The organism is Nostoc sp. (assembly GCF_036917975.1).
Lineage (GTDB): Bacteria > Cyanobacteriota > Cyanobacteriia > Cyanobacteriales > Nostocaceae > Nostoc.
Map to the genome: position 1 here is coordinate 23561 of NZ_JBALEJ010000003.1, position 19438 is coordinate 42998.

The 19438-nt window shown below is 39.2% G+C and carries 20 protein-coding genes and 1 pseudogene; 15 read left to right on the plus strand and 6 right to left on the minus strand.

Annotated elements, in window-relative coordinates:
- Positions 1 to 97 precede the first annotated feature (97 nt).
- On the plus strand, positions 98 to 358 hold the full coding sequence (locus V7K76_RS00490) for a FeoA family protein (protein ID WP_334779226.1): 261 nt from the start codon (positions 98 to 100) through the stop codon (positions 356 to 358).
- A gap of 106 nt (positions 359 to 464) precedes the next feature.
- Here V7K76_RS00490 and V7K76_RS00495 read toward each other — a convergent pair whose 3' ends face one another.
- Complete coding sequence (locus tag V7K76_RS00495; protein WP_334779225.1) at positions 465 to 674, minus strand: TOBE domain-containing protein; 210 nt, start codon at positions 672 to 674, stop codon at positions 465 to 467.
- A 403-nt stretch (positions 675 to 1077) separates the two neighbouring features.
- Here V7K76_RS00495 and V7K76_RS00500 point away from each other — a divergent pair, with 403 nt between their 5' ends.
- The 5 genes from V7K76_RS00500 to V7K76_RS00520 all read left to right on the plus strand — a co-directional run bounded on the left by V7K76_RS00500 (position 1078) and on the right by V7K76_RS00520 (position 5589).
- The gene (locus V7K76_RS00500; protein ID WP_334779224.1) at positions 1078 to 1959 is read left to right on the plus strand and encodes an AAA family ATPase; all 882 of its coding nucleotides are present in this window, start codon (positions 1078 to 1080) and stop codon (positions 1957 to 1959) included.
- A 35-nt stretch (positions 1960 to 1994) separates the two neighbouring features.
- Positions 1995 to 3134 carry a homocitrate synthase gene (gene lysS, locus V7K76_RS00505; protein WP_334779223.1) on the plus strand — a complete coding sequence of 380 codons (1140 nt, stop codon included), beginning with the start codon at positions 1995 to 1997 and terminating at the stop codon, positions 3132 to 3134.
- A 325-nt stretch (positions 3135 to 3459) separates the two neighbouring features.
- On the plus strand, positions 3460 to 3948 hold the full coding sequence (locus tag V7K76_RS00510; protein ID WP_334779222.1) for an ankyrin repeat domain-containing protein: 489 nt from the start codon (positions 3460 to 3462) through the stop codon (positions 3946 to 3948).
- A complete protein-coding gene (locus V7K76_RS00515) occupies positions 3911 to 5197 on the plus strand; it encodes a SagB/ThcOx family dehydrogenase (protein ID WP_334779221.1) in 1287 nt (428 codons plus the stop codon). The genes V7K76_RS00510 and V7K76_RS00515 overlap by 38 nt, the downstream gene beginning before the upstream one ends.
- 17 nt (positions 5198 to 5214) lie before the next feature.
- A complete protein-coding gene (locus V7K76_RS00520; protein WP_334779220.1) occupies positions 5215 to 5589 on the plus strand; it encodes a hypothetical protein in 375 nt (124 codons plus the stop codon).
- A gap of 33 nt (positions 5590 to 5622) precedes the next feature.
- Here the strand turns inward: V7K76_RS00520 and V7K76_RS00525 are convergent, their stop codons facing one another.
- Entirely contained in the window at positions 5623 to 6093 is a 471-nt protein-coding gene (locus V7K76_RS00525; RefSeq protein WP_334779219.1) for a hydrogenase maturation protease, read from the minus strand.
- Between the two features lie 96 nt (positions 6094 to 6189).
- On the opposite strand from V7K76_RS00525, the gene V7K76_RS00530 reads away from it, so the two are divergent.
- Both V7K76_RS00530 and V7K76_RS00535 read left to right on the plus strand, forming a co-directional pair.
- Positions 6190 to 6414 (plus strand): FitA-like ribbon-helix-helix domain-containing protein, encoded by a 225-nt coding sequence (locus V7K76_RS00530; RefSeq protein ID WP_334779218.1) that lies wholly within the window; start codon positions 6190 to 6192, stop codon positions 6412 to 6414.
- A complete protein-coding gene (locus tag V7K76_RS00535; RefSeq protein WP_334779217.1) occupies positions 6414 to 6818 on the plus strand; it encodes a type II toxin-antitoxin system VapC family toxin in 405 nt (134 codons plus the stop codon). Before V7K76_RS00530 ends, V7K76_RS00535 begins: the two co-directional genes overlap by 1 nt.
- A gap of 102 nt (positions 6819 to 6920) precedes the next feature.
- Here the strand turns inward: V7K76_RS00535 and V7K76_RS00540 are convergent, their stop codons facing one another.
- Both V7K76_RS00540 and V7K76_RS00545 read right to left on the minus strand, forming a co-directional pair.
- Positions 6921 to 7343, minus strand: a complete 423-nt coding sequence (locus V7K76_RS00540; RefSeq protein ID WP_334779216.1) for a hypothetical protein — start codon at positions 7341 to 7343, stop codon at positions 6921 to 6923.
- Positions 7344 to 7497: 154 nt separating this feature from the next.
- Positions 7498 to 7875 carry a 2TM domain-containing protein gene (locus V7K76_RS00545; RefSeq protein WP_334779215.1) on the minus strand — a complete coding sequence of 126 codons (378 nt, stop codon included), beginning with the start codon at positions 7873 to 7875 and terminating at the stop codon, positions 7498 to 7500.
- Between the two features lie 641 nt (positions 7876 to 8516).
- Here V7K76_RS00545 and V7K76_RS00550 point away from each other — a divergent pair.
- Positions 8517 to 8849 (plus strand): annotated as a pseudogene (locus tag V7K76_RS00550) (Uma2 family endonuclease); the annotation flags it as partial.
- A gap of 82 nt (positions 8850 to 8931) precedes the next feature.
- Here the strand turns inward: V7K76_RS00550 and V7K76_RS00555 are convergent.
- Positions 8932 to 10527, minus strand: a complete 1596-nt coding sequence (locus V7K76_RS00555; protein ID WP_334951140.1) for a nickel-dependent hydrogenase large subunit — start codon at positions 10525 to 10527, stop codon at positions 8932 to 8934.
- Positions 10528 to 10621: 94 nt separating this feature from the next.
- Positions 10622 to 11584, minus strand: coding sequence for a hydrogenase small subunit (locus tag V7K76_RS00560; RefSeq protein ID WP_323201399.1), 963 nt, complete (start codon positions 11582 to 11584; stop codon positions 10622 to 10624).
- Between the two features lie 859 nt (positions 11585 to 12443).
- Here V7K76_RS00560 and V7K76_RS00565 point away from each other — a divergent pair.
- From V7K76_RS00565 to hypF, 6 genes are all read left to right on the plus strand, one after another.
- The gene (locus V7K76_RS00565) at positions 12444 to 13412 is read left to right on the plus strand and encodes a hypothetical protein (protein WP_334951137.1); all 969 of its coding nucleotides are present in this window, start codon (positions 12444 to 12446) and stop codon (positions 13410 to 13412) included.
- A 53-nt stretch (positions 13413 to 13465) separates the two neighbouring features.
- Positions 13466 to 13732 (plus strand): hypothetical protein, encoded by a 267-nt coding sequence (locus V7K76_RS00570; RefSeq protein ID WP_335029632.1) that lies wholly within the window; start codon positions 13466 to 13468, stop codon positions 13730 to 13732.
- Between the two features lie 8 nt (positions 13733 to 13740).
- Entirely contained in the window at positions 13741 to 13965 is a 225-nt protein-coding gene (locus tag V7K76_RS00575) for a hypothetical protein (RefSeq protein ID WP_334764189.1), read from the plus strand.
- Positions 13966 to 14324: 359 nt separating this feature from the next.
- Positions 14325 to 15170: a NifU family protein gene (locus V7K76_RS00580; RefSeq protein ID WP_335029633.1), complete on the plus strand. Its 846-nt coding sequence runs from the start codon at positions 14325 to 14327 to the stop codon at positions 15168 to 15170.
- A gap of 630 nt (positions 15171 to 15800) precedes the next feature.
- On the plus strand, positions 15801 to 17015 hold the full coding sequence (locus V7K76_RS00585) for a hypothetical protein (protein ID WP_335029635.1): 1215 nt from the start codon (positions 15801 to 15803) through the stop codon (positions 17013 to 17015).
- Positions 17016 to 17056: 41 nt separating this feature from the next.
- Positions 17057 to 19405, plus strand: coding sequence for a carbamoyltransferase HypF (gene hypF, locus V7K76_RS00590; protein WP_335029636.1), 2349 nt, complete (start codon positions 17057 to 17059; stop codon positions 19403 to 19405).
- Positions 19406 to 19438: the final 33 nt, after the last annotated feature.

Sequence of the window (19438 nt, forward strand, 5' to 3'; positions counted from 1 at the left end):
CTTTGGTTTCTGCCTTTAGCGACCAAATAAAAAATGAAGGATGAAGGATGGAAATATACTTCCTTCTACCCTTCATAATTCCTAATTTATAATTCAAATGTTTACCCACTTTAGCATGACTGGCTGTTCATTAGAATTATTGAGGAAGGGAGAGCGAGGAATCGTCACTTTTTCTCAAAATCAGAATGAAAGAATCTTGAAGCAACTTATGTTAAGGGGAGTAACACCAGGAGCTACTATCACTTTAAAACAGAAGTTACCCTCTTTCCTTATCGAAATTGGAAACACAGATGTGACACTAGATATAGAAAGTATTCGCGCCATTTATGTTCGGATTATTGATAATTCAATTAATTAACCTCATTACTCAATGAAAAAGAAGATCCCCGACTTATTAAATAAGTCGGGGATCTATAGCCTTTAATTATCACAAATCAAATATGATCAGACAACCTACCTATTTTTCAATCAATAGCAAGTATCACATCTGATGATTTAATCACAGCATGAGCGTGCTTCCCTTCTATAAGTCCTAGCTTTTCTGCTGATGATTTTGTAATGATTGATACTAGCTCTATTCCTGGTGCTATTTCTAAAGTTACCTCAGTATTGACTGAGCCATGTGTAACCTTTTTTACAGTTCCTTTTAGAGAATTACGAGCGCTAATTTCCATATTTTTTATTTGCCAATTTAACTATTTATACTTTAGTAAAGTAGCAAAATTTAATATAAAAAGTGTGTGTTTTAAGATATCTTAATAAATTTGAAATAATTCTCATTTATCTAAGAGCGATACCTCTGCTTGATAAACATTACAAAAAGATATAGTCATTTGCTGCAAAACTCAGGATAAAAAAATTTTCAAAAAAAACCTAATATCTATGGATATTATCATCAATTTAATATGGACATTTTTTGTGTATAAATACTGAGGTCTGGATAATATTTTATATTTATACTAACTAAAAAATACTTCGCCCAAGATTAGAGTAAACCTAGAAGCAGTTTATAAGAAGAATTCTGACCCCTGATTTATTTGACGAGGCTGAAATGAAAAAAGAGGTTAATTTTATATTGTGCAATATCGAGTTAATACAATAAGGCAAAATCTATTTTTTGAACACTTAAGTCCAGGTGTAGGTGTAGGATTTCCTATTCCTAAAGACTGGTTGCCAATAACAACTTTTCCTTTACTAATCATAGTGGGTATGACTGGCGTAGGGAAAAGCACAATTACAAAAGCTTTGGCAGAAGAGGGTTTAGATTTTACACTTTTACCGAATCGTCGCGCTTTAACTGAACGCTTAATAATTGCGCCGATGTTAAAAATGGAAGATAAATTTGTGCAACCCCTTTGTCGGATTAAACGCCTAACTTATGCTCGCCTTTATCGAGAACACTTCCCTGGTGGAATGGGTCGTATTTTAGCTTCGCTATATATCAATCCACAACAAGTTAACTCTCTGTTAGTTTTTGATAGTTTGCGTGGTGAAAATGAGGTTAACTATGCAGCGACGACTTTAGAAAATGCTAAATTTGTAATGTTGATCGCACCAAATAAGGTACGTTTAGAAAGGCTTCTCAAGCGTCACGATCCTTTTGATCGGATTGATAATCAAGAGCTAGAAAATAGTAGGCAAATTCTGCCAGAAGCACTGACGAATTTTGCTAGTTTTGGCGTACCGGAGGCTTCTGCTTATTTTACTCGTCAAGAAGAACAAGAAATCTTAGAACTTGTAAGCAGACAAGTTGTTACAGATGTAGAATTGCGGGATAAACTAAAAATATTTGTCGAAGAGAGCCAGACCTATGATTCGGTTACGACAAAACAGATTTTAGAAGCGATGGATAGAAGCGATCGCTCCCTTATAATTGATACTATAACTAGTCCCCAAGAATCAGCCAAAGTAATTATTTCTCAATTATACAAATCTGTTAATATAAAAACTAACAATTAAATATACTTAGCAAGAATTATTACCAGGATTGCTCAATGTCCCTATCTGAATTTGCAATTGTAGAAAGTACTCTCCGTGAAGGTGAACAATTCGTCAAAGCCAATTTTTCTTCAGATGATAAAGTCGAAATCGCTGAAGCCCTTGCTGCATTTGGAGTGGAATATATAGAGTTAACGTCACCAATTGCTTCACCTCAGTCTAGACGAGACTGTGAACGATTGGCTCGGTTAGGCTTGCCATCCAAAATATTAACTCACATCCGCTGTCACTTAGAAGATGCTAAAGTTGCTTTAGCCACAGGCGTGGCTGGAATTAATTTAACTATTGGTAGTTCTTCTTTGATGCGTCAGTTCAGTCATGGTAAAAATATTAATCAAATTATTGATTTAGCATCTGAAGTTTTAACTTTTATTCATCAGCAAGCACCTGATATTGAGTTACGGTTTTCTGCTGAGGATTCGTCACGCACTTCTATAGAAGATTTAATCACAATTTACTCCAAGATTGAAAAGTTAGGAGTTGTCAAACGCATAGGAATTGCTGATACAGTAGGAATTAGCAGCCCTATGCAAGTATTTGAATTAGTCAAGACTTTACGTCAATTCACCAATTTAGATATTGAGTTTCACGGTCATAATGATACAGAATGTGCAAATGCTAATAGTTATACAGCACTAGAAGCAGGAGCAACTCATATTGACACTTCTGTTCTGGGAATTGGTGAGCGCAATGGTATTACTTCACTAGCTGGATTTATTGCTAGATTATATGCTACAAATCCAGAGCAGATTAAATCTAAATATCGCTTGGATGAACTTGGTTACTTGCATGAATTAGTTGCGAGAAAAGTTGGAATTTCTATTCCTTTTAACCACTGTGTTTTTGGGGAAAGTGCTTTTAGTCATAAAGCTGGTATTCATACTAAAGCTATGCTCAATAATTCTGAGACTTATGAAGCTATTAATCCCCGGAGTTTTGGTGTAACGCGCTCAATTTTAATCAATCATAAATTAGCTGGAAAACAGGCGGTTAATCACCGAGCTAATGAATTAGGACTTTCATTTAATTTATCGCAGCTTAAAGATATTACCCATAGATTGAAAACTTTAGCTGATAAACAAAGTCTTACCATCGAAGATGTAGACAATATTTTATATTCTTATCATTGCCAGTAAATTTAAAAATATACGCACTCTATTCAAGTGCAGATCCCCGACTTCTTCAAGAAGTCGGAGATCTAAATCAATCTATATCTGCTATTAATCTATCTTATGCAGGAAAACTGTAAAAATTACTGCTTTTCCATTATTTTTCACGCTTTTTTAAGAAGAATGTTTGCTGTTCTTTATAAATGATTCATAATTTCAACTTATAAAGTTGATAGCATATATGTAAGTTAAAAGGATTTAAATAACATTTTTGCAAAAATGGTGGGCATTGCTCACCATTCTATTTGCCAAGCAAATTTATATTAGTAAAAAAGTTAACTGAGGAGTAGTTATGAATCGAACCAACAGTCAAAAATTGAGTGAAGTAACAACCCAATGGCTAATAGCAAAAGGCTATAATCCTAGCGATTTAAATCATCTGGGTGAAAATGGTGATACAGCTTTGATGAAGGCTACAAGAGAAGGAGTTTATACAGTCGTCAAAGAACTAATTGATGCGAGTGCGGATATTAATGCTCGAAATAGCGATCGCAACAATGCTTTGTGGTTTGCTTGTTTTGGTAATCACTACGATTTAATTAAATTACTCTTGGCTCATAACATTGACATTAACAACCAAAATGATAACGGTGCAACTGTTTTAATGTACGCAGCATCAGCCGGAAAGACAGAAGTTGTCAAGTTACTTTTACAACATCATCCTAATTTATATTTAAAAAACCTAGACGATTATAAAGCGATAGATTTTGCTAGTAACGTAGAAGTCTTAAGGATAATTAAAAATGCCATCAAGTCAGATGTCGGGCAAAGCTTATCATGACGCTACTAAGCATTCTTACTTATCGGTACAACTCGATCCAAATTATGTAGATGCTTCAACACAGCCATCTTCATTTAAAGTTTATCCCAAGTTTTATCGGAGAGTAAAATTAAATCTCAACAATCCTGTTCACTCTTTTATCTCATTAACCAGTGCGATAACACTAGAAAAAGTATATAAAGATGGCCCTTATAAATTGCGGGTGAATCCATCAGCAGGCGCTTTGTATCCTACAGAAGTTTACGTACAGATTCGCGGGGTTGAGGGAATAGTAAATGGTATATACCATCTAGAAGTTGAGAATAATTGTCTAACTCTCATCTATGAATTAATTGATGATGGGTTAGAGAGTTATATTATACCAGGTAAATGTATCAACGGATTCATCTTTTTAATTAGTTGTGTTTATTATAGGTCTAGCTGGAAATATCAAAATAGAAGCATGAGATATTGCTTATTAGATAGCGGACACCATTTAGGTGCCGTTGCAGCTTCAGCTTATCTCCATAAAAAAAATATACAACTAGTTTTTGACTTTGATAAACTTGCGCTCAATTCAGATTTGGGTTTTGAGAATAAGGAGTTTATTACTGGTTGTGCGGTGTCAGGAGAAGTACAAGACAAGAAAATCAGAAGCTTAAGGCTGAAAGTTCCTTTTGTCTCTGGTACAGATTATTTTGAATCCAATCAATTTATTGAAGATGCGTATCAAGCAACTACTCAACAAAAGAGTCGTCAGCAGAAATTAGAGTATCCTCAATTTGATTTCGATCGGGATAAATTTTATCAAACTGTTTGGGATAGACGTTCTATTAGACGTTTCCGGAAAGAGGCTATTTCTCAAGAAGATTATTTATATGTAGTGCAACAACTTCAACAATCAATACCGACAGAAAACTATGAGGAGATAGAAATTTACTCAGTGGTGCATCGAGTAGAGGGAATGACACCTGGGTTATATAGAGGTACACATCTGGTTAAGACGGGTAATTTTAGTGAAAAGACAGGTTACTTATGTATTAATCAGGCTATTGCTAGAGATAGCGCTGTAACTTTATTTTTTGTGTCAGATTATTTAAATTATCAAACTGCTATGCAAATAGCTGGTTTTCTCGGGCAAAGACTTTATTTAACTAGTAATTATTTGGGAATTCAGTGTAGTGGAATTGGTGCGTATTATGATAACGAAACCCAAGAATTATTAGAAACAAATAAAGATGTACTTTATGGAATGGTGATTGGAATATAAGCAGGAAGCTAAGAGAGATGGCTAGAAAGATGTATTACTTCAATGGTGATGACTCACATCCTATACAACCGACATCTGCGGATATTATACTGCGGCAACAGCTAGAGGATTCTATTAGCAGATACTTTTATGAAGCGTGCGATCGCACCATTCAAAATCTGCTGTCTGATTGCCGGTGGTATGTCACAACCCACGCCAATGCTCTGACATTGGTAATTGAATGTCCCGATCAAGTTATTAATTGGCGTGTTTTACAAAAAATTGTGCCAATGGGGACATTGCTATATGAAATTGTTAACAGTGCTAAAATCCGTGTTTGTCCGCCAGAAAGTCAAGGCATACCTTTTGAAATGAGGGTAGATGAACTTTCTGTTTATCGGGATTGGGCGTGATTCGATTTTGGATTTTAGATTTTGGATTTTGGATTAGTTATTATTCTGACTGATAAGTGCAGCTACCTCTTCAAAAACTAAATCAGCAGAATGTTTGATAGCAGGACTTAACTCTAGTCCCAAACCAAGATTTGCCGCTTCAATTAAATAAACTGTCACATCTTCGGGAAAGTCATTTTGAAAGATTTTCCGTCCGGCGGCTAAAGCATTATCCCAACGAAAATCGTGCAAGTTATAACTAGGTTCGGGCATTGCTTCCAGTTCTTTTCCTGGAACTTTAAACACAGCACCCGGTTCAGAACCAGTTGAACTTGCATCAATAATTACTAATTGTTTACTACCTCTAGCTTGAAACATTACTTCCATCCCTGCGGTGCCACAGTCATAAACTCGCACATGAGGGTGAGGGTTTTGGGCTAGATATTTTTGTAAGCGCTGGGCAATGATTACGCCTACTGCGTCGTCATTGCGATTGAGATTGCCGCAACCAATAATAGTTAGCATGGGATGCTGAAATAATTTAGGCTACTCGAATGCCAGCAAACTGCTAGCATAAAGGTAATAATCCGCTAGTCAAATAGCACTAGCAAAGGAGGCAGTATGGCAACAATTACCATTCGCAATATATCTGATGAGTTAGTCGATCGCATTAAACGCTTGGCGGGACAAAAGGGGATTTCGATGGAGCAAGAAGTCCGCGATTTGTTGCAAAAACGCTATGGACAACGTGATGAAGTGCTTACTCGTATTCGTCAACGGGCAAAGGCGTTACCGATGGAATCAGAAAGTCGGGTGCAGACTTGGAAATCAGAAGGACAACCCTGATGGTGATTGATACGATGGTATTTGCCTATGCGCTCTTACACGTAGAGGATAGGTATGAACAGGCGATCGCTGCTTTAGAAACTGTAGATCAGATTGTGGTGCCTGATTCGTTGTTTGCCGAGTTGGGCAATGTGATTTGGCAATGGGTACAATTTCGGCAACTACCGTTGCAAATAGGTTTAGATGCGCTGCAAGATGCTGAGGCACTGGTTGATGTAATGATTTCTAGTTCTCAAATTCGGGATGTTGCTCTAAAACTGGCAGTCGAGGCAAGTCATTCGTTCTACGATACGTTATTCGTGGCAGCAGCAATTCAATCTGACACTCAGGTGCTGACTTACGATCGCAAACTGGCGGCTAAGTTTAGCGATCGCATTGTATTACTAGAATCAGATAATTTATGATGAACAGAAACTTTGTTTGCGAATGTCATTCACAAACAAAGCTTTTTGTCCAACATCTAAAATACAGACAAAGCCTCTGAAAAATAATTTATCAGCAGGAAACTATAAAGCTACACCATGTTTCTGGGCGACTTCAGTCAGTTTCTCATACTGATGTTGTGATGCTTGAGTTAATATCTCTTCAGCCTGTTCTTTAGTACTTCCCTCTTTAGGAATTAAATACTTGACATAAAGAGATACAAAATCAGCCGCGATCGCTAAACCGGATAAAGCGTGTTTGTCAGCTTCCTTACCTGCGATCGCAGCTACCAAACCGGCTTTAATTGGGTCTGGTTTAACTTTCATGAACTGCTCGACAAGTTTAGGAACGTAGTCTTCTGGTGGCAAATTATCTAACTTACTTCTATCTGGAGTAAAGTTACATTCTGCGGCTTTAGCCTGCTCTAAAACACACCATTCTATGTATTCTTGCAATGCTGCATCGGGAACGCGAGGGAGATAATTATGTAGCGCTAAATCAGACACAAGCTTACCGTGTAAATTGCTGTTTTATGCAAGTGCATTAATGCAAGCCTAACGCACTGTTTCTAAAAGTTTTAGTGTGTTACGTTACAACTGTCAAATTAATAGTTAAACCCCTAGACAGTTAAGTTTATGTGCGCCATTTCTGAAAAGTTATCTACTTATCCTCTGTTTTAGTGTGATAAACATTCCACCAATGAAAAAACAGTCCTAACCCCCATCCTAATATCGGGAAGATAGACCAAAAATAACTAGGACTAGTAATTAAATTTAGCAGGATTAGAAATAAATTCACTGCTATGAAGGAAATAAAGTGTGTCCGAAAGTCTCTGCGTCGTAAAGTATTAGATGTGCCTCGCAAAAGTTCTTCTTCTTGTTGAGCTAACCACTTTTGTTCAGTCTTTTCCAAAATATTAGTAGAAATACCTAACTCTGAGGCCATTTCTACAAGCTGTTCTCGTGAAAATTCACCTTCTTGTTTATCGGTGAGTGCTATTTGCAGGATTTGTTCCACATCTTCTGAATTGTAAGACATTTTAATTACCTGATAATTTTGTGTGTAAGTGCGCGTTTTATTTGACTAATTTATCATCGAAGAAAATTGATAAATTCAGATAGTGATACCTTCGGCAAGCTTCTCTACGACACGCTTCGCGTAGCAAGATCCCAAAGGGTACGCTAACGCATCTACAGATTGCACCCACTACTTAGTTTTATTCACACCATTATTAGTTTCTCACAAGTGATTTATAGCTGCTGTATTTGTTAATACCTCTAAATTGCCTTACCTCCAATCTAATGGGAAAATAAAAGCCAAGATTCATTTTTTGACTAGAGAGTAGTAAGTAAAGTGAAGCAAATAAACCTAACTAGCGGGAATCGTCATTTGTCATTTGCCGCCCTTGATTGTTGTTAATTCGTAAGTACTCAGTTGGAATGCAGATTATAAATTTGTTTTTTGAGCGATGTCTACGACGGGCTACGCCTACGCTAAGGTAGATGGCCAATCCAGTAAGCTGTAAAGGGGGCGTTGTCGATGATTCTGATATGAAAAATTTTACTGCGATCGCTGAAATGGAAACTGAAGGCGCAATCTCACAAGCTGAATGCGTTACCCTATGACTAACGCACCTGATAATTAAATTAAGCGCGTAAGTCCTAGAGATATTGTGATAGAAGTTGGCGACGGCGATGGAGGGGGCTAAACGATCTACGGTAATGCCAGAGATGCCACCGCCGTTATTAGTGGTTGAAGTGGTAAGTCCAAATCAGAGTAGTCGTGATTATCGCTATAAGCGATCTGAGTATGCCGCACGGGGTATTGCTGAGTATTGGATTGTTGATCCGATACAACAGCGAGTGACAGTTCTGGAATGGGTAGAGGGTTTTTATGAGGAGAAGGTGTATCTAGGAGATAGTGCGTTGGCGCAAGCGCCCGCCGCAGGCATCGCTTCGCTAGTATTTGCTGATCTAAAGTTGACTGCTGTTCAAGTTTTGCAGTGCCATTAACGACGACTAAATGAGTCTTGAACAGCTACAAGAACTGATGGATTGAAGAAATGGTGATAGAAAGCCGGAAGAATTTTGAGACTTAAGCTGTCCGAAAACGCGCCAACTCTTCACCAGTCTTAGCATCATGGGCGTGGACTGTACACACCAAACATGAATCAAACGATCGCGCCACATGACCAACTTCCACCGGATCGCTAGAATCGTAAATGGGTGTGCCAATTAAAGCTTCTTCAATGGGGCCACGGATTCCTTCACCATCACGAGGGCCAATATTCCAAGTACCTGGGGCAATGACTTGGTAATTCTTAATTTTACCGCCCTCCACTTCTACCCAGTGACTCAAGGAACCACGTGCAGCTTCCGTTGCACCCCAACCGCGTCCATCTTTTTCTTTGGGTTTGATATACCAAGGATCGTTTAATTTGAATTCGCGCAAACAGTGTTCAGCTTGCCGATATAACTTGACAATTTCATGAACTCGTGCTAGCTGACGCACATGAATACTAGCACCACCCATTTGTTTGAAGACATCGAGGATGAAGGGGTCGTAGTGTTGCCAAGATTCGCCATGCTTACCACCGGCTACTAATTGCCGCGCTAAGGGGCCAGCTTCTAAACGTCCGAAGTCTTTGTGCAGGACTGCACTCGCCCAAGAGTAGGCGTTATCGAAGTCTTTGGTATTAATTGCAGTGGGTTTAGTGGTGCGATCGCTAGGGTGAATATTTTCTGTCCCTTCATCGTACCAAGAGTGAGTTGTATTCTCGCGGGTAAATGACTGATCCATTAAAACGTGAGTGTCTGCGAAGCTGTCGTACACTCCACTTTTCATGATCATCGCCGCATTTCGCCCTTCAATAGTCGGCTTTTGGTATTTATCTTCATGGGCTAAATATCCCCAAGTGACATATTTACCAACACCAGCGCCATATCTGTCTAGACCGATATCTAAACCCATGCGCCAATAAAAACCTAAGTCGGAATCTCGATGATTGCGGTCTTCATCCAGCCAATCTCTAAAGTCATCATAAGTTTGGATTTGTTCGTAGCGTTCTAAAGAACAACCTAACCACACTGGTTCTAACCAATTGGTGCGGAAATATTCGAGAAGCGCCCAAGCGCGGGTAATGTCTGTTAGTGTTGGGGCGCACATCACGCCACCAGGCACCATATAACTGCTGTGCGGCCATTGTCCACCCAATAGTGCATAAATTTCTACAGGTTTGGCAGAAATTGTGATGCCTAGTTCATAAGATTTGCCAGTGAAAGCAGCAAAGCGTCTAACTGCTTCGTCATAAAAGCGACTATGGCGATATTTTTTATTAGTCAAATCAATGGCAAACAATCCATAAAAATAGCGAGGTATACTTTGGATTGTTTCGACAATTTGACCGAGATTTCTTGCCAAAATTGCATTACGTGGAACTTCTGTTTCCCAGGCTGTATCTAATGCCCAAGATGCACAAGTTAGGTGAGAACCGCCGCAAATGCCGCAAATGCGAGGCGTGACAATTAATCCGGCTTGGGGATCTTTACCGCGTAGGATCACTTCAAATCCGCGAAATAGTTCGGCATGTGTCCAGGCATTGACTACCCGCCCATTCTCAATATCGACTCGGACATCTAAATCGCCTTCAACTCTACCGACGGGCGAAATGTCTAATGATTGAATTCCCATTTGTTATTTGTCCTTTGTCATTGGTGATTTGTCATTGGTCATTGGTCATTGGTCATTGGTTTTTCACAAATGACAAAGGACTAATGACTAATGACTAAACTGTAAAAAAGTCTTCTTCTGCCCAAGGTGGTGCTGCGTCTTTGGCAACCATTGTGAGTAAGGCGTAGTCTTTTTTGTTCACCCCTGGCGGTAATTCTTTGGGAACTCCCATTACTGTTTGGGTTTTAAATACGGTTCCTGGTTTGAGATCAAAGAAGGGAAATTCTGGTTCTGTGCAACCTAAACAAGGCATCCCAGCGCGAGTTTTGGAAGAAACGCGGTTCCATAAGATGCGGTTGCAGGAAGAATGGGTCATGGGGCCGCGACAACCCAAGTCGTAAAATAAGCAGCCTTTGCGCTGACCAAATTCGGCGGTTGAGGCTTTGTAGGCAAAGTGGACGTTGCGGGTACAACCTGTTTGGGTATAGGTGTTGAAGAAGGTTTGGGGACGATTTAGTTCATCGAAAGCAATGTCTGCTATGCGTCCAGTAGCGATCGCAACTAATATCTGCGTAATCCAGTCGGGATGGGCGGGACATCCAGGAATATTAATTACAGGTAATCCGGCTTGTGAGAGAAAATCTTTCCCTAAAAAGCCACCTTCTTGACGTTTGAGAAATTGCAAACCTTCTGATTCGCTGGGGTTGGGTGACATGGCGGGAATTCCTCCCCAGGTGGCACAATCTCCTACAGCGACAATAAATTTAGCAACTTTGGCGAGGTCTGCTAACCAATCTTTCATGGCGCGATCGGCAAACCGATTCCATTCACCAGTGCCGTTGGGGGCGTTAACAACACTGCCTTCAAATACCAAGATATCTAAAGGAATTGTGCCAGAAATACAATTTCGTAGCAGTGTTTGCAAATCGTTGCCTAGTTCCAATCCCAAGGAAGGATGCCAAAGTATATTGATACCAAAATCAGCGATCAAATCGCAGACTGTCGGTTCTTCGGCGTTGAGGAATGACATGGTGTTGCCTGAACAAGCACCACCCTGTAGCCATAGTACGTTAGTCATCGGCTAGGTATTTTTGTATTGTTTCCCAGGCATGATGTAGGTGATAATGCTTGTAAAGTCTCACCTGTTTATCAATATTTGTTTTTCAATACTAAGATAGTTTTTGATTTAATTCTCTTTCATTAAAAAAGAATTAATCATTAACAATAGTTTAGATTTAATTAAGATTATTTTAAAGGCTGTGTCTGTTATATATGTAACATCTTTAACAAAAATAAAATTGTCTTTTTGACGATCCTGTGGCAAATGGGAGCATCTCAATGAATGTAAAAACACGCCTGCCCTGGCGAATGGAATTCGCGGCTATACAAACAAAACCCACCTCCGTGGGTTTCAAATTCTTTCAGTCCGCGTAGGCGGACTTCGTTTGTGTAGCCGCGATTTCTAATCGCCTGGTATATTTGCAAAGGTGAGATGCTCCCGTGGTGAATCTTTGGAGTATACAAAAATTGGCTGGTAAAATACTGTATATATGTATGTCAACAATTCAATAAAAAATATTTAAATTGTATAATACGATGATACAAAAAGTATTTTAAAAATATTAGGTGTTTAAAGCTGACATTAATATTAGCAATTTCCCCCTAGAATTTTAGAAATAGGGTGTTTTATATTTTAGAGATTGGGGACTAGGTATTGGGGATTGGGTATTGGGTATTGGGTACTGGGAAACTCTTCCCTAATTCCCAGTCCCTAGTCACCAGTCACTAATCCCTCGTCTTAGACAAAAAGGGGAATTCCGCCTAAAGGACTCGAAGCCTGCGTAAATCAGTATGGCCCGTGATGAGATGCGATCGCGTGTTTCGATTATTCATGGGTGTTGGACTCAATTCCCAATTGGCTAGAGTACGGCAGAGTTATGACCCCCAGCATTACAGATTCGGCGGTGAAAGCTGCGGTAGCAGCTGTTGCATCGGAGTCAGCTTCAGCAGAAGAAAAAATCCAAATGCTGATTGAGATCGCACAGGGTTTTCAAAAAAAGCCCAAAACAGCCCAAGACTTGCGGAATGCAGTTGGCTTATATTACCGGGCTTATGAAATGTGTGGTGAGGAGTATCCCCTACTGAAAGCCAGGGCGCAAGTGGGGATGGCAGGGACGTTACAAGCAATACCGGATGCTGATTACCAACTGCTGATGCAAGCGAAAGCAGGTTATGAAGAGGCGTTACCGATTTTACAGCAATTGGCAACGCCTGAGGAAGTAGCAGAGACACAGATGAATTTTGGGCTGGTGTTGCAGTCACTAGTACCCTTCAATTTGGCGCGGATAACCGACAGCATCCAGGCTTATCATGAGGCTTTGCGGGTGTTCACTTGGGAAGATTACCCCCAAGAATACGCGATTTTATATAACAATATTGCGATCGCTTACCTTTCTATGCCACTGGCATCAGAACGGGAATACTTGCGTCAAGGGTTAGCTGTGCAATCATTTGAGGTCGCACTCAAGCATATTAATCTGATCGATCATCCCAGAGAATATGCAATGTTGCAAAACAACTTAGGTAATGCTTTGCAATATTTAGTGAGTTCCCATCCTGTGGAGAATAACTTACGTGCGATCGCAGCTTATGATGAAGCGCTAAAAGTGCGTAATCTCCAAGATACACCTCTAGAATACGCTAACACAATTTCAAACAAAGCCAACGCCTTATTCAACTTACCCGATGACCCAGAAAAACCAGAAGCGGGTAATCCTAATAATCTCTCCAAAGCTCGTGTTTACTATCAACAAGCATTAGAAATATTTACCCAAAATCAACAAACTGAACAAGCAGAGATAGTAGCCCAAGCTTTACAAGATATTGAAATAGAAATAGGGCATTGAGCATTGATTATTCTCCCTCATCCACCCCCTCATCATCAGGAGAACAAAACAGCATGAGAGATATTTTAACAAACCCTTCTGTGAGAGATTTTCTCACAAGTTTAGCAGATGGTGACTTGAGCATAATAACAGGATTAGTGTGGATAATTATAGCAACAGCCTTATCTATGCTTGGCGGTGCTATTGGTGGAATGCTGTTAGCTGGAAAAGATATCGGCTATCAGCTTTCAGCAATGCTTGGTGCTTTATTCGCCCCTGCTGGTGTAATTCCTGCAATCCTATTAGGGTTTGCCATACTTAATTTATTGACACATTATTAGGAGGAAACATGTTAGAACTTGGATGGTTTTCTGCTAAGTTATTTTTCAAAGGAAAATTACTACGCGACCCTATATATTTTGTCCAAAAAACTGCCATCGCGACCGCTATCGGTTCGTTACTGCTAGTGTTATTTGCACAAGCTGATATTCCCTTCTGCCTACCAATAACATTATCTAGCTTAGTGACAGGCTTGATTATGCCATTTCTCCTCAAAGATTTTAAAACGAAGTAATTTGTCATTGGTAATTTAGGAATAACCAATGCCCCTTATGAGTGCTGAGTGCTGAGTAATGAGTAGGGAATCTCACTTTTTTACTCAAGACTGAGAACAGGCTAAACGCCGGGAGCATCCCAAATGTGCAAGTTATATTATCAAATTCAGGTTACAAATTGTCATTGCGAGCGCAAAGTGGAGTGAAGCAATCGCAAGATATGGGATTGCTTCTCTACGAGACGCTACGCGAACACTACGCTGTCGCTTCATTCGCAATGACAAACATGTTCTTGCAAAATTGGGATGCTCCCTAAATGCCCTGCTAACACTAACGGGACTCTGAACTGTTTTGCCCAATGACTAATGACTAATGACTAATGACAAACCTTGAAGAATTAGTTCGGGAAATTAACCGCTTTGAGGCAATTATATCCGAATGGGATGAAAGCCAAAGGTGTGTAGCAGTCGGTTTAAAAAGAGCAATTGAAGCTTTGCACAAAGCGGCATTGACTAATTTAATTAAAAGCCTCAAGCAAGAATCAATGTCAGCTTTGCGTTATGCTGTTACTGATGAGGTAGTATACGCAGTACTGCTTTATCACGAACTAGTAAAACCACCAAAACCACCATTAGCACAACGAATTCAAACAGCCCTTGAAGAAGTTCGCCCAGGTTTAAAAAGCCATAATGGGGATGTAGAACTAGTAGCAATTAAGCCCCCAGATACAGTAGAAGTCAAATTAATCGGAACTTGCAGCAGTTGTCCGGCTTCTACTTTAACTTTATCTCAGGGAGTAGAACAGGTAATAAAAAACCATTGTCCTGAAATTACTAAAGTTGTTGCAGTCAATAATAACCCTGCTGTTAAAAACGCGAATTCTGGTTTAATCAGTCCATTCTCTTCAAAAATAACTTGTACTTGGATCAAAGTAGCAACTATTGATGAAGTTCCTGAGTTTAGCGTAGTCGCAGTACAACTTGCTGGTACTTCACTAATTTTACATCGTCAAGGCGTTACAGTTAAATGTTACCGTAATGCTTGTACCCATCTAGGATCTCCCTTAGAAAAGGGTAAAGTTGAAAATGGTATTATTACCTGTCCTGCCCACGGATTCCAGTACAAATTAGAAACAGGTAAATGCTTAACCGTGCCTAATGTTTCGCTTCAGTCGTATCCAGTCAAGGTTAAAGATGATAAGGTTTTTGTTAAACTACAAAAATGATCATGCGAAGGTAAGATTTCAGCAAATATACTTGGCAATTAGTAAATCACGGCTAATTTGCTTTTTTCATTTCAGTAGTTCGCGCATTCATTTTAGTGTTTTGTGCAAGCAAAATGCCCGAATGCTTTCTCAATATCCCTGAATTCATTCTCATTTGTGTAATTCAGGTATTGATTTTAGTGTTTTGAGAAAGTAAAAAGGCATATTACTTTCTCAAAAGGTCATTTGACTTATTCAAACCCCAGTTTGCTTATTCATTTTAGTGTTTTCCGCAAGCAAAAGTAGCTCTGACTTATTCAAACTCCAGTTTGCTTACTCCTTTTGGTGTTTTCCGCAAGCAAAAGGTTATTTGACTTACTCATTTTAGTGTTTTCCGCAAGCAAAATAAGCTTTTACTTTCTCAAACCCCAGTTTGCTTTCTCATTTCAGTAAATCGCGCACTCATGTCAAAAATTCGCTATGTAGCAAAACTTACTAAAAGCCATATTAATTTTTTTAAGCTTGATTAATACAGAAGTTGATTAGAGGTTTTAACTGAATTTGAAAAAACATAATGCAAAATTGTTACTGTTGTTACATGCTAATCAACATTAATGTTTTTAAATAATTATCAGCGTCTATCTGCGGTTCATGGATATCCCAATCATAATTAATCCCATATCACAATTACCGCTAGAAGCAACAGAAATTTCTCAATATTTACCTCTATCACCTCATGGTGCAGAGGTAATTTTAGGTAACATTATTGAACCACAAGAATTAGTGATACCTGTAGCACCTAGTCCCATAACAATGTTTGGGCCTCGTGGTGCTTGTTTGTTATCAAAAACCGGCCCTTTATGGGTATCAGATACAGGACATCATCGATTATTAGGATGGAAAAAATTACCCACAATAGATAGTCAACCTGCTGATTGGGTAATTGGACAACCTGACTTTTATCATGAAGGACAAAATGCTAAAAGTACACAGGGAAGTGCAACCTTAAGTGTACCAACAGGGATTTGTGCTTGCGGTGAAGGATTAGCTGTCGCAGATGCTTGGAATCATCGAGTTTTAATTTGGAAAAACTTACCAGAAGATAACAATGTTCCAGCCGATTTGGTGTTAGGACAAGCTAATTTTATCGATAATGAACCAAATCGGGGAAGTCAACAAGCATCCGCCAGTACAATGCACTGGCCTTATGGTGTTTTCTATCATCAAGGACGGCTATTTATTGCCGATACTGGTAATCGAAGGGTATTAATTTGGCATCAGTTACCAACAGAAAATGGTCAGCCTGCTGATGTAGTTTTGGGACAACCAGATATGATATCTCGCAATGAAAACGGCGGTGCTTCTGCAACCGCAGCGAGTATGCGTTGGTGTCACGATATTACCCTTTGGGGAGAAAATTTAGTTGTCAGCGATGCAGGTAATCATCGAGTGATGATTTGGCAGGGAATACCAACAGAAAATAATACCCCTTGTGCAGTAGTTTTAGGACAAAAAAGCTTTGATTTTGTGGAAATGAATCAAGGAGTTTATTTGCCAAGCGCTAGTAGTTTGAGTATGCCTTATGGTGTCGGGGTGGCTGGAGATTGGTTAGTAGTTGCAGATACAGCTAATTCTCGGTTGCTAGGATGGAGAAAGCTAGAATCCATTTTATCACTGCAAGGTGTAGTGGCAGATGGGTTAGCAGGACAAATAAATTTTCAAAATAAAGGTGAAAATCGTAATTTCGGACTACCTAAACGAGATAGCTTAAATTGGTGTTACGGGATAAAAATTTGTGGTAATACAGCAGTGATAGCTGATTCTGGAAATAACCGAATTTTGCTGTGGCAGTTTAATAATTCGTAATTCGTAATTCGTAATTCGTAATTTTGTAAAGTCAGATTTATATGCCGACTGAAGAAATTAGAGTTCGTGGTACTGTTCAAGGAGTAGGATTTCGCCCTACTGTATATCGTCTGGCTAAAGCCTGCGGTTTGCGTGGAGATGTTTGTAATGATGGACAAGGTGTTTTAATTCGGGTATCTGGTAGTGAAGAAGCATTAACAGAATTTGTTGCCAGATTGCAAACAGAATGTCCACCTTTGGCAAGAATTAATCAACTAACTAGAACTATTTATGAAGGTGAATTGACATTTGATAATTTTGTGATTTCTAGTAGTGTCAGTAATGCCATTAAAACAGAAATTACCCCTGATGCAGCCACTTGTTTGCAATGTCAACAAGAAATATTCGACCCCTTTAGCCGCTTTTTCCGTTACCCCTTTACTAATTGCACTCATTGCGGCCCCCGCCTGAGTATTATTCATGCCATTCCTTATGACAGATGCAATACCAGTATGTCTGCGTTTGTCGTATGTTCAGAATGTGGAAAGGAATACCACGATGTCGAAAACCGCCGTTTTCACGCCCAACCTATAGCTTGTCATATTTGCGGCCCCACAGCTTGGTTAGAACGCGCTGATGGTAAATCGGTTACTGCTTCCATGTTTTCCATGCTAGATGATGTTGATGCTGTTTGTACCTTGTTGCAAAAAGGTGAGATTGTGGCAATTAAAGGCTTAGGTGGTATTCATCTAGCTTGCGATGCAACACAGGAAACCGTTGTACAAAAACTGCGTCAGCGTAAAAAGCGCTATCATAAACCCTTTGCTTTAATGGCGCGGGATGTTGAGATAATTGAACAATATTGTATTGTCAACGCCAAAGAAAAAGAATTATTAACCAGTTCTGCTGCACCAATTGTTTTATTACAAGCTTCAGGTAAAAAACAATTAGCATCGTCAGTTGCATTAGGGCAAAATACCCTTGCCTTCATGCTTCCTTATACGCCCCTGCATCATTTAATTCTGCGGCGGATGAATCGCCCAATTGTTTTAACAAGTGGCAATCTTGCTGATGAACCACAATGTATTGATAATGACGAGGCAAGAGAAAAATTAGGGACAATCGCTGATTATTTTATCTTTCACAATCGAGAGATTATTAATCGGGTAGATGATTCGGTTGTGCGTGTTCTTGGTGATAAAGTTCAAACAATTCGCCGTGCCAGAGGATATGCACCAGCATCAATTAGTTTACCACCAGGATTTCAGAATGTACCGCTAATTTTAGGAATGGGTAGTGAGTTAAAAAATACCTTTTGCCTATTGCGTGAAGGAGAAGCAATTCTTTCTCAACATCTGGGAGATTTAGAAAATGCTGCGGCTTTTAATGCTTACCAGGAAACTTTAAATTTATACTTAAATTTATTTGAACATCAACCAGAAATAATTGCCATTGATAAACACCCTGAATATCTCTCAAGCAAACTTGGTAAAGAACTTGCGAACACAAATCAAATCAAAATTTATCCAGTTCAACATCATCATGCCCATATCGCCGCCTGCATGGCTGAAAATGAAATTCCTTTAGATTCGCCTCCAATATTAGGTATCGCTTTAGATGGTTTAGGTTACGGCGACGATGGCGCATTCTGGGGTGGAGAATTTCTTTTAGCAGATTACCAGAAATTTAAACGACTAGCAACATTTAAACCAGTAGCAATGCTTGGTGGTGAACAAGCAATTTATCAGCCTTGGCGTAATACTTATGCCCAATTATTAGCTGCTAACCTTTGGAATGATTGCGAACAAAAGTATGCTTATTTAGAAATTATAAAATTTTTAGATAACAAGCCACTTACACTACTCAATCAACTTATAGAGAAAGGGATTAACTCTCCTCCAGCTTCTTCAGTGGGGCGATTGTTCGATGCAGTGGCGGCGGCTATCGGTATTTATAGAGAAGAATGTAGCTATGAAGGACAAGCTGCGATCGCAATGGAAGCTATAGTAGATGTTAGTAGCTTAAATAATGATAAAGAAACCCTAATCTATCCTTTTAGTTTTAGCTTTTCAGATAGTATTTATTGTATAGACCCGCGTCCAATGTGGCAAGGCTTGCTTAATGACTTACAGCAGCAGATTCCCCAACCAGTTATGGCTGCTAAATTTCACAAAGGTTTAGCAAATGCCATTGTGGAAATGGTTAAGTATCTTAGCCAAGAAAATCTGATTAGTCAGGTAGCTTTAACAGGAGGAGTATTTCAAAATTGTATATTATTAGAGCAAGTTACCAAACGATTACAAACATTAGGAATAAAAGTACTTACTCACAGTTTAGTTCCCGCTAATGATGGCGGGTTATCTTTAGGACAAGCAGTGATTGCAGCCGCACAATTAATACATGAGTGTTGATATTTGACAAAATTTATCTCACAAATAATTCTC